Annotated in this window: 15 protein-coding genes; 1 reads left to right on the top strand and 14 read right to left on the bottom strand. The window is 73.3% G+C overall.

Annotated elements, in window-relative coordinates; all coding sequences use genetic code 11:
• Window positions 1-135: 135 nt before the first annotated feature.
• From M0638_RS04160 to folK, 9 genes are all read right to left on the bottom strand, one after another.
• Window positions 136-1,038 (bottom strand): helix-turn-helix domain-containing protein, encoded by a 903-nt coding sequence (locus tag M0638_RS04160; RefSeq protein ID WP_248665698.1) that lies wholly within the window; start codon window positions 1,036-1,038, stop codon window positions 136-138.
• Window positions 1,039-1,168: 130 nt separating this feature from the next.
• Window positions 1,169-1,291 carry a hypothetical protein gene (locus M0638_RS28740; protein WP_282571824.1) on the bottom strand — a complete coding sequence of 41 codons (123 nt, stop codon included), beginning with the start codon at window positions 1,289-1,291 and terminating at the stop codon, window positions 1,169-1,171.
• Window positions 1,292-1,474: 183 nt separating this feature from the next.
• Window positions 1,475-2,443, bottom strand: a complete 969-nt coding sequence (gene era / locus M0638_RS04155; RefSeq protein WP_248665697.1) for a GTPase Era — start codon at window positions 2,441-2,443, stop codon at window positions 1,475-1,477.
• The gene (gene rnc / locus M0638_RS04150; protein WP_248665727.1) at window positions 2,440-3,147 is read right to left on the bottom strand and encodes a ribonuclease III; all 708 of its coding nucleotides are present in this window, start codon (window positions 3,145-3,147) and stop codon (window positions 2,440-2,442) included. The genes era and rnc overlap by 4 nt, the downstream gene beginning before the upstream one ends.
• 232 nt (window positions 3,148-3,379) lie before the next feature.
• Window positions 3,380-4,135: a signal peptidase I gene (gene lepB, locus M0638_RS04145; protein WP_248665696.1), complete on the bottom strand. Its 756-nt coding sequence runs from the start codon at window positions 4,133-4,135 to the stop codon at window positions 3,380-3,382.
• Between the two features lie 179 nt (window positions 4,136-4,314).
• Window positions 4,315-4,722 carry a holo-ACP synthase gene (gene acpS, locus M0638_RS04140; protein WP_248665695.1) on the bottom strand — a complete coding sequence of 136 codons (408 nt, stop codon included), beginning with the start codon at window positions 4,720-4,722 and terminating at the stop codon, window positions 4,315-4,317.
• Between the two features lie 42 nt (window positions 4,723-4,764).
• On the bottom strand, window positions 4,765-7,248 hold the full coding sequence (locus M0638_RS04135) for a RelA/SpoT family protein (RefSeq protein ID WP_248665694.1): 2,484 nt from the start codon (window positions 7,246-7,248) through the stop codon (window positions 4,765-4,767).
• Between the two features lie 23 nt (window positions 7,249-7,271).
• Window positions 7,272-7,673, bottom strand: coding sequence for a DNA-directed RNA polymerase subunit omega (gene rpoZ, locus M0638_RS04130; protein WP_248665693.1), 402 nt, complete (start codon window positions 7,671-7,673; stop codon window positions 7,272-7,274).
• Between the two features lie 201 nt (window positions 7,674-7,874).
• Window positions 7,875-8,369 (bottom strand): 2-amino-4-hydroxy-6-hydroxymethyldihydropteridine diphosphokinase, encoded by a 495-nt coding sequence (gene folK, locus M0638_RS04125; RefSeq protein ID WP_248665692.1) that lies wholly within the window; start codon window positions 8,367-8,369, stop codon window positions 7,875-7,877.
• Window positions 8,370-8,475: 106 nt separating this feature from the next.
• On the opposite strand from folK, the gene M0638_RS04120 reads away from it, so the two are divergent.
• The gene (locus M0638_RS04120) at window positions 8,476-9,099 is read left to right on the top strand and encodes a LabA-like NYN domain-containing protein (protein WP_248665691.1); all 624 of its coding nucleotides are present in this window, start codon (window positions 8,476-8,478) and stop codon (window positions 9,097-9,099) included.
• A 271-nt stretch (window positions 9,100-9,370) separates the two neighbouring features.
• Here the strand turns inward: M0638_RS04120 and M0638_RS04115 are convergent, their stop codons facing one another.
• The 5 genes from M0638_RS04115 to dapA all read right to left on the bottom strand — a co-directional run bounded on the left by M0638_RS04115 (window position 9,371) and on the right by dapA (window position 14,033).
• Window positions 9,371-10,054: a sulfite oxidase-like oxidoreductase gene (locus tag M0638_RS04115; RefSeq protein ID WP_248665690.1), complete on the bottom strand. Its 684-nt coding sequence runs from the start codon at window positions 10,052-10,054 to the stop codon at window positions 9,371-9,373.
• A gap of 371 nt (window positions 10,055-10,425) precedes the next feature.
• The gene (locus M0638_RS04110; RefSeq protein WP_248665689.1) at window positions 10,426-11,130 is read right to left on the bottom strand and encodes an SGNH/GDSL hydrolase family protein; all 705 of its coding nucleotides are present in this window, start codon (window positions 11,128-11,130) and stop codon (window positions 10,426-10,428) included.
• A gap of 135 nt (window positions 11,131-11,265) precedes the next feature.
• Complete coding sequence (locus M0638_RS04105) at window positions 11,266-12,402, bottom strand: OpgC family protein (protein WP_248665688.1); 1,137 nt, start codon at window positions 12,400-12,402, stop codon at window positions 11,266-11,268.
• Window positions 12,403-12,548: 146 nt separating this feature from the next.
• The gene (gene smpB / locus M0638_RS04100; protein ID WP_248665687.1) at window positions 12,549-13,034 is read right to left on the bottom strand and encodes an SsrA-binding protein SmpB; all 486 of its coding nucleotides are present in this window, start codon (window positions 13,032-13,034) and stop codon (window positions 12,549-12,551) included.
• 120 nt (window positions 13,035-13,154) lie between these two features.
• A complete protein-coding gene (gene dapA, locus M0638_RS04095) occupies window positions 13,155-14,033 on the bottom strand; it encodes a 4-hydroxy-tetrahydrodipicolinate synthase (protein WP_248665686.1) in 879 nt (292 codons plus the stop codon).
• Window positions 14,034-14,210: the final 177 nt, after the last annotated feature.

Genomic DNA, 14,210 nt, shown 5'->3' with positions numbered 1-14,210 from the left:
TCTATTCGTTTTTCGGCCTCGTCGGTTGAACCGTCGGGGCCGAAAACAAAACGGGGGGTCCGGGGGGCTTCGCCCCCGGCGGGAGGATGCAAGGAGGGCAGAGCCCTCCTTGCCGGGGTCCGGGGCAGCGCCCCGCTACCGCCGCCGCCGCAGGTTCCCCACCGTCTGCGGCGAGACGCCCACCCGCCTTGCAATCTCCCGGTCCGCTAGCGCCGCCGTCTCCGGATCGTCCAGCAGCCGCAGCACCGCCTCGCGCCGCGCCGTCGCCGTCCGCGCCGGGCCGGACTCGCCCGCCAGCGCCTCCAGATCCGCCAGCACCGCCCGCGCCACCTCCGGCCGGTGCGTCCCGTCCTCCACCAGCGCCCGCTGCCGCGCGATCGCATCCGCCAACGAGGCGGCGCGCAGCCCGGTCCACAGCATCTCGCCCACGATGTCGCGCCGCAGCTCGCAGGCCAGCGACAGCGCCGTGTCGCCCTCGCTGCGGTACAGCGCCGCCAGCTCGCGGTCGCGCTCGGCCCAGGCATCGTGCTCGGCCCTGGCCTCGGCGATGGTCCGCGGCAACGGCAGCGCCGCCTTGACGGCCGCCACCACGCGCGGCGGCGCCGGGCCGTCGAGGCGGTAGGTCCAGCCGTCCAGGCTGTCGGTCTGGAAGGTGCCGTTGTGATAGGTCTTGGCGACGCGCCGCTTGAACGGCGCGGCGGCGGCCTCCACCGCCGCTTCGGCCGGGGTCGGCGCCAGCGCCGACTCCTCGTCGCCGTACCGGGCGATGACGGCGGCGCGGTACGCCTCCGCCTGCCGGCGGCGCGCCTCGTCGGGGTCGGGCGGCCCGGCCGGCCGGGCCTGCGGGCGCGGTTCCGGCGTCCCGGCCGCGAAGGCCGTCCGTTCGCCCGCGCCGAGCAGAACAGGGATGTCGCGCAGCGTGTGCCCATGCTGGGCCAGCAGGGCCCGCGCCCGTTCCAGCGCGGCCATGGCCTCGCCGGGATGCGGGCTTTCGGTCAGCGCCCAGATCTTGCGCAGCCGGCCGAGGTCGAGCGCCATGCCATCCGCCCATCCAATCTGGACGGATCTAGCATGGCGGATCCTTGTAGTCCAATATGGACAGGCTTCCGGGCAGCCAATGCCGGGGCCCCTTCGCGCCGTCCAATCCGGACGGCAGCGCCGGGAAGGCTCAGACGGTGAGTGGACCTTCCTGCATGTCGCGCAGCACGTCGCCGCCACGCTCGGTCCGACGGGCGAGGGCGTTCACGGCCAGCAGCAGGGCAAGGGTGCCGAGATGGAAGGTGACGAGCATGGGAGGACTCCGATCCCTGTTCCTCCCCGAACTCCCGGCAATTTCGGATGCTGCGCCGCACAACGCAAGGTCGATCCACCCGCCGAACCATTCTCCGTCATCGTCTCAGCCATGCGAAGGGCTGGGCCATGAAGGGTTGGGCCATGCGAAAGACTGGGGCCATGCGAAGGGCCGGGTGGTCGGTCAGCCCAGATCCTCCAGCCCGATCGCCCGGATGCGCGCCCGCTCCTCGTCCCAGCCCGGGCGGTCCTTCACGTTGAGGAACAGGTGCACGCGCCGCTCCAGCAGCTTCTCCAGCTCGCCGCGCGCCCGCCGGCCGATCTCCTTGATCCGCGAGCCGTTGTCGCCGATCAGGATCGCCTTCTGCGTCGGCCGCGCGACGTAGATCGTGGCGTCGATCCGCACGCTGCCATCCTTGCGCTCCGTCCACTGCTCGGTCTCCACCGAGGCGTGGTGCGGCACCTCCTCGTGCGTCTGGCGCAGGATCTGCTCGCGCACGATCTCGGCCGCCAGCATGCGGTTGGGCAGGTCGGAAAGCTCGTCCTCGGGGAACAGCCAGGGGCCGGGCGGCACCATCGCGGCCAGCGCCGCCTTCAGCCGGTCGAGCCCCCGGCCCTTCTCGGCCGAGATCATGAAGGTCTCGCGGAAGTCGCGCATCCCGTTCAGCTCGGCCGAGAGCGGCAGCAGGCGCGGCGGGTCGATCAGGTCGGTCTTGTTGAGCGCCAGCAGGCAGGGCTGCCTGACCTGGGCGAGCTTCTCGACGATGCCGCGCACGGCGTCCGTCAGCCCGGCCCGCGCGTCCACGATCAGCAGCACCACGTCGGCATCCACCGCCCCGCCCCAGGCCGCGCCCACCATGGCGCGGTCCAGGCGGCGGCGCGGCTGGAAGATGCCGGGCGTGTCCACCAGCACGAGCTGCGCCTCGCCCTCCATCACCACGGCGCGGATGCGCATGCGCGTGGTCTGCGGCTTGGGCGAGACGATCGTCACCTTGGTGCCGGCGAGCTGGTTCACCAGCGTCGACTTGCCCGCGTTCGGCGCGCCCACCACGGCGATCAGCCCGCAGCGCGTCGCGGCGCGGCCCTCGGCGGCGGCCGCTTCCCGGCCCTCGCCCCCGTCTTCCTCGCGCTCCTCCGCCCCGGGTCCGCTCATGCCGCACCGCCCGGCGGCTGCCCCGCCGACGGTCCCGCCGGCGGCCCGGCCGTCAGCCAGGCCTCCGCCGCGGCCTGCTCGGCCGCCCGCTTCGAATCCCCCACGCCCTCGGCCTCCCTTCCCGCCGCCGTCACCGCCACCACGAAGACCGGCTGGTGCGAGGGTCCGGTCATCCGCACCAGCCGATAGGCCGGCAGGCCGAGGCCACGCCCGAGCAGCCATTCCTGCAGCCGGCTCTTGGCCGACATGGGCGGCGCCGTGTCGGCCTCGATCAGCCGCCCCCATTCCCGCCGCACCAACGCCCGCGCCGCCGGCAGCCCGCCATCGAGGTAGAGCGCGCCGAGCAGCGCCTCCACCGCGTCGGCCAGCACGTTGGCCCGCTCGCGCAGCCCCGCCCGCCCCTCGGAGGGCGGCACCACCAGCACCGCGCCGAGCCCGATCGATTCCGCCACCCGGCACAGCGCCTCGCGCGCCACCAGCACGCCGAGCCGCTTGCCGAGGTCGCCCTCGCGCTCGGCCGGGAAGCGTTCCGTCAGCCATTCGGCGATCAGCAGCGCCAGCACCCGGTCGCCCAGGAATTCCAGCCGCTCGTTGGAATCGAGCTGCCCGCGCTTGGGGTCGGCCGCCGAGCGGTGGGTCAGCGCCCGGGCCAGCAATTCCGGATCGGCGAAACGGTGGCCGAGCCGCTCGGCGAACTCGCCCATCGCCACGGCGGCGCGCGCCGCGACGCCGTTCGTGGCCCCGGCCACGCCCCCGGTCACGCCACGCGCTCCCGCGCCGTGGCCCGCCGGGCACGGGCCCGCGCGGCCATCCGCATCCCGCTCCGGCCGCCGGCCGGAGCGGATCGCCGGCGGGTGGATACGCCCGAAGGCATGCAGCGGCTCCGAAAACAGCGCGCCGGAGCGGGCCGCAGTCCCGGTCGGACTGCGGTCCGCCCTAGCGGACGCCCGAGAACAGGCGGTTCCAGCGTATCGCGAAGGGCCATGCCCAGACTTCCCACCAGGCGGCGGACCCGTCCACCGAGAAGAAGATGAATTCGGCCCGCCCGACGAGGTTCTCCAACGGAACGAAGCCGACATGGTTCATCGCCCGGCTGTCCAGGCTGTTGTCGCGGTTGTCGCCCATGGCGAAGACGTGTCCCTCGGGCACGCGGAATTCCTGCGTGTTGTCGAAGGGGCCGTCGTCGGAGGCCTCCAGGATGCTGTGCGAGCGCCCCTGCGCCATGCCCGACGAGGGCGGCAGCGTCTCGCGGTACTCGCGCACCGTCATGCGCGGCCCGTCGCCCTCGACGACGAAGGGACCGACCAGCGCCCGCTGCACGGCGGCGCCGTTGACGTAGAGGATGCCGCCCCGCATCTGGATGCGGTCGCCGGGCAGGCCGACGATGCGCTTGATGTAGTCGGTGCTGTTGTCCGAGGGCAGCTTGAACACGGCCACGTCCCCCCGGTCCGGCAGCCGGCCGAAGATCCGTCCCGAGAACAGGTTGGGGCTGAAGGGCAGCGAGTGGCGGGAATAGCCGTAGGAGAATTTCGAGACGAACAGGTAGTCGCCCACCAGCAGGGTCGGGATCATGCTGCCGGAGGGGATGTTGAACGGCTCGAAGGCCACGGTGCGGATGCCGACGGCGATCAGCGCGGCATAGAGAATGGTCTTGCCGCTCTCCACCCAGCCGCCGGAACCTTTCTTTGCCATACGGGAACTCGCTACGGGCATGGTGCGGCGCTTCTCAGGGACGGGAGCCGGGCATGCCCGGCTCCGGACGACAGTCATCGGGCGACGGCACCCGGCGCCGCCGGTCCGGCGTCACGGGCACCGTTGCGGGTGCGGCAGGAGGCCGGGCGGCGGATATGGCCTACGCGCCCGCCCCCCTGTCAAGGAAGGCGGACGGCGGAGATGATGACCAGCGCCTGGGCGTAGGGATATTCGTCGGTCATGGTCAGCGCGACGCTGGCGCCGTGCCCGGCCGGGGTGATGGCGGCGAGGCGCGCGGCGGCGCCCCCGGTCAGCCGCAGCGTCGGCTGCCCGGTGGAGAGGTTGACCACGCCGAGGTCGCGCCAGAACACCCCGTCGCTGAACCCCGTGCCGAGCGCCTTGGACGCCGCCTCCTTGGCGGCGAAGCGCTTGGCGTAGGTGGCGGCGCGCAGCTTCTCGGTGCGCCGCTCCGCCTTGGCCCGCTCCAGGGGCGTGAAGATGCGCTCGATGAAGCGCTCGCCGTGCCGCTCGATGGTGCGCTCGATGCGCCGTATGTCGACGATGTCCGAGCCCAGGCCGATGATCAACGCCGCCGCTCCGCTGCTGGGTGTCCGGGCCGGGCCGCGGCGTCAGCCATGCGCCCGCTCGACCTGCGTCACGCCCTGGCAGGCGCGCAGCCCGGCGATGATGTTGGAGAGGTGGCGCACATCGGTCACCTCCACGTCCACCTGCACCTCGCAGTAGTCGGTGGCGCGGTGCAGGATGCGGATGTTGCTGATCGTGCCGTCCTGCTTGCTCACCGCGTTGGCGAGGGTCGCGAGGACGTTCGGATCGTTCGCCGCCACCACCGAGATCCGCCCGACATGCCCGGTGCCGAGCGCCGCCGAGGGCCTGGCGCCCGCCTCCTCCTCCCAGTCCACGTCGAGGAAGCGCTCGGGCGTCGCGGCGAAGCTCGCCAGGGTCCGGCAGTCGGCGGCATGCACCACCACGCCCTTGCCGGTGCTGACGATGCCGACGATGCGCTCGCCCGGCAGCGGGTGGCAGCAGCCGGCATAGTGCACCGGCATGCCGGCGACGACGCCGGTGATCGGCGCGCCGCGCGCCTTGCCGGCGCTGCGCTGCGCCGGCTCCACCCGCTCCGTCTCGAAGCGCCCGCCGGCGAGCCCGCTCGCCACCCGCCCGCGCGAGCGCGCCATGGGCAGCGTGTCGATCGAGCGCGGCGGCGTGCGCAGCTCGGGATAGACCGCGTGCACCACGTCCTTGCCGGCGATGGTGCCGGCACCGACCGCGACGCAGAGCGTCTCGAAGTCCGGCTGCTTCAGCGCCTTCAGCGCCGGCTCCACCAGCTTCTCGGAGAAGTCGAGCCCCTCCTGGCGGAACGCCTTGGCCAGCGCCGCGCGGCCGCTCTCCTGCTGCTCCTGCCGCAGGCGGGCGTGCACGAAGCGGCGGATGCGCGCCCGCGCCTTGCCGGTGACGACGAAGCGTTCCCATTGCGGGTTCGGCGTGCCGCCGCGCGCGGTGATGATCTCGACCTGGTCGCCGTTCTCCAGCGCGTGCCGGAGCGGCATGATGCGGCCGTTGATCTTGGCGCCGACGCAGGTGTCGCCGACCTGGGAATGCACCTGGTAGGCGAAGTCCACCGGCGTCGCGCCGCGCGGCAGGGCGATCAGGTCGCCCTTCGGCGTGAAGCAGAACACCTGGTCGCGGTGCAGCTCGAGCTTGGTGTGCTCCAGGAATTCCTGCGGCTCGGCGGCGGAATCGAGGATCTCCAGCAGGTCGCGCACCCAGGGGTAGCGGCGGCGGTCGCGCCTGGAGGAGACGACGCCCTCGGGGCCCTGCTTGTAGATCCAGTGCGCCGCCACGCCGAACTCGGCCACCTCGTGCATCTCGACGGTGCGTATCTGCACCTCGATCTTGGCGTGCCGGCGCGCGGGCACGGTCACGCCCGTGTGCAGGCTCTGGTAGCCGTTGGTCTTGGGCGTCGAGATGTAGTCCTTGAAGCGCCCCGGCACCACGCGGTAGGCGGAGTGGATCGCGCCCAGCGCCGCGTAGCAGTCGCCCTTGTCCGGCACCAGCACGCGGAAGGCCATGATGTCCGAGAGCTGCTCGAACGCCACGTTCTTCTGGTGCATCTTCAGCCAGATCGAGTAGGGCGACTTCTCCCGCCCGCTCACCTCGATCACCGGCACGCCCTGCTCGGCCAGCACGCGCTGGATGTCGGCGCCGATCTCGTCGATCAGGTCCGCCCCCTGGCCGCGCAGGTAGCCGAGCCGCGCGCTGATGGTCTGCCACGCCTCGGGCTGCAATTCGCGGAAGGCGAGCGTCTCCAGCTCGGTCTTGACCGCGTCCATGCCGATGCGCTCGGCCAGGGGCGCGTAGATGTCCATCGTCTCGCGCGCGATGCGCTGCCGGCGCTCCGGCTTGCCGATGTAGTGCAGCGTGCGCATGTTGTGCAGCCGGTCGGCGAGCTTGACGAGCAGGACGCGGATGTCCTCGCTCATCGCCAGCACCAGCTTGCGGAAGTTCTCGGCCTGCTTGGTGCGCTCCGACTGCACCTCCAGACGGGTCAGCTTGGTGACGCCGTCCACGAGGCGCGCCACCTCGCGCCCGAAGCCCTTCTCGATGTCGGCGAGCCTGAGGCCGGTGTCCTCCACCGTGTCGTGCAGCAGCGCGGTGACGATGGTGCCCGCGTCCAGCCGGTAGCCGGCCAGCAGCTCGGCCACGGCGAGCGGGTGGGTGATGTAGGGGTCGCCGTTGTCCCGGCTCTGCGCGCCGTGCGCCTCGTCGGCGAGCGCCGCCGCGCGCTCGATCGCCTCGGTGTCGGCCTTGGGGTCGTAGGTCGCGACCTTCGCGGCCAGGGCCCGCGCCAGCTCGGCCACGGGCACCCGGCGCGGGACGGGGGCGGCCCCGGCGGCGGGCTGGCCGCCCGCGGCGGCCGCGTCACCCGCCCGCCGCGACAGGGCCGGGTCCGCCATGTCCCGGGCGGGCATGTCCTGGGCGGGCATGCCCCGACCGACCGACCGCCCGGCCGTGCCCTTGCGGTCGGCCGCCGCGACGCCCTCGGGCGCGCGTGGCGACGGTGCGTCCTCCGCTCCGGCCGCGCGCGCGCTCATGCCACCCCCTCGGGCCGCCTCCCTCAGCGGCGCGAGCCGCCGCCCAGCTCGGCGGCGATCGCCGCCTCCAGGTCCTCGGGCGACATGTCCTCGAGGCCGGCGCCCTCGATGGCCGGCTCCTCGCTGACATCCATCACGCCGAAGATGTTCTCGTCGGTGGCGATCAGGTCCAGCACCTCCTCCTCGGCCGGCTCCGGCTCCGGGGCGCGCTGCAGCGACTTGATGATGTCGGCCTCCAGCGCCGACAGCTCGACCTTCGACTCGGCGATCTCGCGCAGCGCGACCACCGGATTCTTGTCGTTGTCGCGGTCGAGGGTGATCTCCTCGCCGCGGCTGATGTTGCGCGCGCGCTGGGCCGCGTAGAGGACGAGATCGAAGCGGTTGGGTACCTTGAGGATGCAGTCCTCGACTGTCACGCGCGCCATGACGGATCCGATATGCCTGGTGTTGCGATCGCGGCAGCGGCCAGGTGACTGGCAGCCGCCGCCTCTGCCGGTTCGCTGTGCAAACCCTCAGATAGCCACCGTGGTCGGATTTCGCAAGCGCGGCATGGCCGTCCTCTCTTCCATCCCTGCTCCCGCCCCCGCCCTGCGCCGGCCATGGCCGCGCCACGCCCCGGCGCCCCGTCACGCCAGCCGGCGGATGACCTGGGGCGGCAGGGCGGCGATCAGCGCGGAGACGGATTCGCCGGTGCGCGGGTGCCGCCAGCCGGGCGCGACCTCGGCCAGCGGCAGCAACACGAAGGCGCGAAGCGCGGCGCGCGGATGCGGAAGGATCGGATCCGGGGCATCGCGCACCAGCCCGTCGAGGTCTATAAGGTCGAGGTCCAGCGTGCGCGGCGCGTTGCGATAGGGGCGCGTGCGGCCCGCCGCGGCCTCGATCGCCTGCAGCGACGCGAGCAGCGGCTCCGCGCCCGCCCGGCCTTCCAGGCGGGCGACGGCGTTGACGTAGGGCGGCGACCCCGGCTGCGGCGGCACCGGGTCGCTGGCATACCAGCCGGACACCGCCGCCAGGCGCAGGCCAGGCAGGGCACCCAGTGCCTCGACGGCGCGCCGACCGATCACCAGCGGCGGCGTCCCCGAGGCGTCCGGCAGGTTGCCGCCGATCCCGACAAGGATCATCGGCGCCGCTCACGACTCCGTAACCGCGGCATGGCCCAATCACCCGGGCCGGCCGCACACGCTTCCCCGGCGGCAGCCCCGCCCCGCATCCTCGAAAGCATCGACCTTGGAACCTTTCCCCAGCGAGCGGATCGCACTCTTCATCGACGGCGCCAACCTCTACGCGGCGTCGCGCACCCTCGGCTTCGACGTGGACTACAAGAACCTTCTCGCCTTCTTCGGCCAGCACGGCTACCTCGTGCGCGCCTACTACTACACGGCGATCCTGGAAACCGAGGAGTACTCCCCGCTCCGCCCGCTGGTCGACTGGCTCGGCTACAACGGCTACGCCGTCGTCACCAAGCCGGCCAAGGAGTTCACCGACGCGGCCGGCCGGCGCCGCATCAAGGGCAACCTCGACGTCGAGCTCGCGGTCGACATGCTCGACCTCGCCCCGCGGATCGATCACGCCGTGCTGTTCTCGGGCGACGGCGACTTCCGCCGGCTGGTCGAGGCGGTGCAGCGCCAGGGCGTGCGCGTCACGGTGGTCTCGAGCGTGCGCACGCAGCCCGCGATGATCGCCGACGAGTTGCGCCGACAGGCCGACAGCTTCGTCGAGCTGCAGGACCTCGTGCCCGAGATCAGCCGCCGGCAGACCGAGCCGCGCCCGCGCCCCGCCGTCGCCACCCTGCGCGCCGGCCGCGCCACCCCGGCCGATCCGTTCCGCGACGAGGTCGACCTCGCGGACTGATGCCGGCCGGCACAAGCCGGGACTCGTGCCGGCAAGCATCGCGCGCGGGGTTGGCGGTCGGCCGCGCGCCGAACCGAAGGATCATTCGGGTCCGCGGCCGTGCCGCTCCGCGCGGGAGCCCGTCCGAGCGGCCGGCGACGGCGGGATGGCGAGGGCCGTTCCGTAACGGCCGGAACGGCCGCCTCCGGAATGGCCGCCAGCCGGGCCCGGCCTTCGCCTCGGCGCCCTTCCCGGGCCGCCCCGGGCAGCATCCGCCCGACCCGGAGGCGCTCTACCCGTAGCGCTCCTCGCGCCACGGGTCGCCATGGTCGTGATAGCCCCGCAGCTCCCAGAAGCCGGGGCGGTCGAACGTCACCAGCTCGATCCGCCGCAGCCACTTGGCGCTCTTCCAGAGGTAGAGGCGCGGGATCAGGCCGCGCAGCGGCCCGCCGTGCTGGCGCGTCAGCGGCCGGCCCTCCCAGGCATGCGCCAGCATCGCATCCGGCTGGTCGAAATCCTCCAGCGGCACGTTGGTGGTGTAGCCGTCATGGCTGTGGAAGACGACGAAGCGCGCGTCCGGCTTCGGCCGTACCCGCGACAGCAGTTCCCGCGCCGCCACGCCCTGCCAGTGGTTGTCGTAGCGCGACCACTGCGTGACGCAGTGGATGTCGCTGACCGACTCCACCTGCGGCAGCGCCATGTAGCCTTCCCAGTCGAGCGAGAGCGGCGCCTCGACCAGCCCATCCACGTCCAGCCGGAACTTCGCCGGCGGCACGTCAGGCTGGACGCCGAGGTCCAGCACCGGCCAGTCGCGCACCAGCGTCTGGCCCGGCGGCAGCCGCGGCCGGTCGGGATCGGCGTTGGAGCCGGGCGTCGCGCCGGTGAGCAGCCGCCCCTCGCGGGCCCACTCCTCCTTGCGGGCGATCAGCTTGGCGCGCCCCTGCCCGAGCGTCGCCGCGTCCTCGTTCTCGGTCATGCCAGTCTCCGCCGGGCCGTCCGGGCGGCATGGTGCGCGGGAGGTCGCCGGATGCAAGCGCCAGAGCGGATCGCCGGCGGGCGGCGACGCCCGGAAGCGTGATTCCGCCCGGAGAACAACGAGATGGAAGGGAACGCAGTCCCGACCGGACCGCGTTTCCGCTCCGGAGCCGTGCCGGCCTGACCGTATCAGGCCGGCACGGCTCCGGCCTTTTGGTTTTTCGCATCTTCCAAGTCGCCGGGTGAGTACGCCCGGCTTGGGAATGCTCTAGAGCCGATCCAGCCTGACTGGATCAGGCCGGAACGGCTCTAGCCTTTCGATTTTTCGCATTTTCCGAGCCGCTGAGCGAGGACGCTCAGCTTGAAAATGCTCTAATCCTGCCGCGCCACCGCCACGGCCGCGCCGAGCCCGGCGTTGCGCAGCACCTGCGCGGCCACCGCCTCGGCCAGGCGCGCATAGCCGGCATCGGTCATGTGGAAGCCGTCCGGCCCGATCATCTGCGCCGGGGTCAGCACGCCGGCGGCCGCCCAGCCGCGCATCAGCGCCGCGCGGCGGATCACCGGCACGCCCAGCTCCGCGGCCACGCCGCGCAGCGCCTCCCGGTAGGCGGCCGCGTCGCGCACGCCCTCCAGGCGCGGGCACCACTGCTGGTCCATCACCATCACGTCGATGCCGGCCGCCCGCATCGCCAGGATGCCCTGCCGGGTCAGCGCCGCGAAGCGCTCGGGCGGGACGCCGGTGATGGGGTCGTTGCTGCCGGTCTGCCAGATCACCAGGTCGGGCCGCTCGGCCAGCACGTCGCGCTCCAGCCGGCGCGCCATCGCCTCGGCGTCGTCGCCGCCCCGGCCGCGGTTCAGCACCTCCACCGCCTCCCCCGCCGCCCCGCGCTCCCGCACCCAGGCCGAAAGATCCTGCGCGAGCCGAGACGGATAGGTCCGGTCCGGCGCGGACGCCCCGGAACCCTCGGTCGAGGACGAGCCGAACGCCACCACGCGCAGCGGCGCGCCCTGGCGCAGCCGGGCGGCGACGCGCGGCAGCGCCACCGCCTGCGTCACGGAAGCGGGTGCCTCGCCCACCGCGCCCGTGCCGCCCGCGGCCAGGGCATCAGGCCGGGGCGTGGCCGCGAGGAGGAGCAGGGCAGCGGCGGCGCACCGCGCCGGCGAACACGCTCGGGATTGCATCCAGGCCATGTAGCACGGATTGCCGGCCCTTCATATTGTCTTGAGGTGCGCCGCCGCCCCGGCCGGCCGCCGCGCCGGCACGCGCGAATCGCGCCACAGCGCCAGCCCCACCATCGCCAGCAGGCCGAGCCCGTTCACCAGAAGCTGCATCCCGGTCCCGGTGCCGACGGTGCGGAAGGCCAGCCGCCCGAGCAGCGACAGCAGCGTGCCCGCCGCGAACACCGCCAGGGAGTGGCGGCCGCAGACCAGCACCGGCCGCAGCAGCGGATGCGCCGCCGCGGCGCGCAGCCGCACCGAGGTCAGCGCCAGGTAGCTCATCGCCAGCACGCTCAGCAGCCGCAGCGGCGGCACCCAGGTCTTGGCCGCGCCCGCGAGGTCGGGGTCGGGCAGCGGCCGCCAGGAGGACAGGCCCCAGGCCTGCCACGGCGCCATCGTCACCAGCCCCAGCGCCAGGAAGGCCCAGGCGAGCCAGGCCAGCGGCCGCGGGCGCGGCAGCGCCCCGCCATGGCGCGCCATCCGGTCGGCCAGCAGCATCCCGGCGACGAAGACGAGCTGCCAGGTGAGCGGGTTGAGGAACCAGATCTCCGGCGCGTCCGGATCGACGACGTTGGGCAGGTTGATCTGCCAGCGCCCCGCCGCCCACCAGAGCAGCAGCGAGGCCGCGAGCAGCCCCGCCCGGCTGTGCCGCAGCCCGAGATAGAGCACCGGGAAGGCGGCGAGCAGCACGATGTAGAGCGGCAGGATGTCGAGCGAGGCCGGCAGCGCCCGCAGCATCAGCCCGCGCGCCACCCCCGCCGGATCGAGCAGCGGCCCGATCGAGAGCGGCTCCAGCCCGTAATGGTCGGCCCAGACCATGACGATCAGCATGGTCCAGAGCAGCAGCCCGGCCTGGAAGGCGTAGAGCTGCAGGCAGCGCAGCGCCACCCGCCGCAGCCCGCCCGCGATGCCGTCCCGCGCGAAGCTGCGCCCGTAGGCGAGCATGGCGGAGTAGCCGGCGAGCAGCACGAACAGCTCGGCCGCGTCCGAGAAGGCGAAATTCCGCAGCGTGAAGTCGCCCAGCCGGTTGCCCGGCACGTGGTCCACGAAGATGCACAGCAGGGCGAAGCCGCGCACCAGGTCCACGCGCCCGTCGCGCTGCGGCGACGCCGGGATTCCGTTCCGATCCATGGGCACGTCCCCCCCGCGCCGCAACCGGCGGCAGCGGGCAGAGCGAGACAGAGCGCCGGGGGTTGCGCAAGTTAAGTCCCGGAGAGGGCGCCGCCACCAGCGCCGGATGGCGGGCGGCGAACGGCGGGGCGGCCAGCGGCGTGCCGCTACCCCTTGTCCCGCATCAGCCGCGCCTTGTCGCGCTGCCAGTCGCGCGCGGCGATGGCGGCGCGCTTGTCGTGCTTCTGCTTGCCCTCGGCCAGCCCGAGCAGGACCTTGGCGCGGCCCTTCTCGTTGAAGTGGATGTCGAGCGGCACCAGCGTCGCGCCCTCGCGCGTCACGGCGCCGGTCAGGGTGGCGATCTGCCGGTCGTGCAGCAGCAGCTTGCGCGGCCGGCGCGGCTCGAAGCGGGCCATGTAGCTGCCCGCCTGCCATTCGGGGATGTAGGCGTTGAACAGCCACATCTCGCCGTCGCGCTCGCCCGCCCAGGCCTCGGTCAGCGTGGCGCGGCCGGCGCGCAGGCTCTTGACCTCCGGCCCCATCAGCACGAGCCCGGCCTCCACCGTCTCGTTGATGAAGTAGTCGTGCCGCGCCTTGCGGTTCTGCGAGGCGATCCCGTGCGAGATCAGCCCCTTCTTGCGTGGTTCAGCCATGTCGTCCCGGTCTCGTCCAGCCCGCGCGGGCCCCGGCCGGCACGGGCCGGACTCCCGGTCCCGCCCCGGCCCGCCGGGCGGCGCGCGGCATCCGTTCAGCCTGGGCCGCGCGGCCCAGGCTCAGTTCAGCAGCCCCAACCCGACCATCGCCTCGCGCACCCGCGCCCGGTTCCCCTCCGAGACCGGCGCCAGCGGCAGCCGGCAATGGTCGCTGGTCCGGCCGAGCAGCGAGGCGGCGTACTTCACCGGCCCCGGCGAGGTCTCGCAGAACATCGCGTCGTGCAGCGGCAGCAGCCGGTCCTGCAGACGGATCGCCTCGGCCACGCGCCCGTCGGCCCAGGCGGCATGCATCTCGGCGCAGAGTCGCGGCGCCACGTTGGCGGTGACGCTGATGCAGCCATGCCCGCCGGCGGCGAGATAGGCCAGCGCCGTGTGGTCCTCGCCCGAGAGCTGGCAGAAACCCTCGCCGCAGGCGGCGCGCGTGTGCAGCGGCCGGGCGAGGTTCGCCGTCGCGTCCTTCACGCCGACGATGTTCGGGTGCCGCGCCAGCCGCGCCATCGTCTCCACCGACATGTCGATCACGCTGCGCGGCGGGATGTTGTAGATGACGATCGGGATGTCGACGCTGTCGGCGATGGTCCGGTAGTGGAGGTAGAGCCCCTCCTGGGTCGGCTTGTTGTAGTAGGGCGTCACCACCAGCACCGCGTCGGCGCCGCTCTCCTTGGCGTGGCGCGCCAGCCGCACCGCCTCGGCGGTCGAGTTCGAGCCCGCGCCCGCGATCACCGGCACGCGCCCCGCCGCCGCCTCGATGCAGAGCGCCACCACCCGGTCGTGCTCGGCATGGCTCAGGGTCGGGGATTCGCCCGTGGTGCCGACCGGCACCAGCCCCTGCGTGCCCTCGGCGATCTGCCACTCCACCAGCTCGCCGAACGCCTTCTCGTCGACCGCGCCATCGGCCGTCATCGGCGTGATGAGTGCGACCAGCGAACCCTTGAACATGGAAGGCGTCTCCCCGAGGCAGGACCGGCGGCGGCCCGATGGCGGGCGCGGCGGCAGGCAAGGCCGCGCAGGCTAGTGCAGATCGCCCCCGACCGGAACCGCCGAGCGTCCCGCCCCGGCGCGCGAAAGCGGGAGGCTGACCGGCGCGGCGCTCGGGTCGCGCCCGGGCCGTCCCGG

This window comes from Roseomonas acroporae, assembly GCF_023223525.1.
Taxonomy (GTDB): domain Bacteria; phylum Pseudomonadota; class Alphaproteobacteria; order Acetobacterales; family Acetobacteraceae; genus Roseomonas_E; species Roseomonas_E acroporae.
The sequence above is the reverse complement of the archived record's forward strand: the minus strand, read 5'-3'. Positions and strand labels throughout refer to the sequence as shown.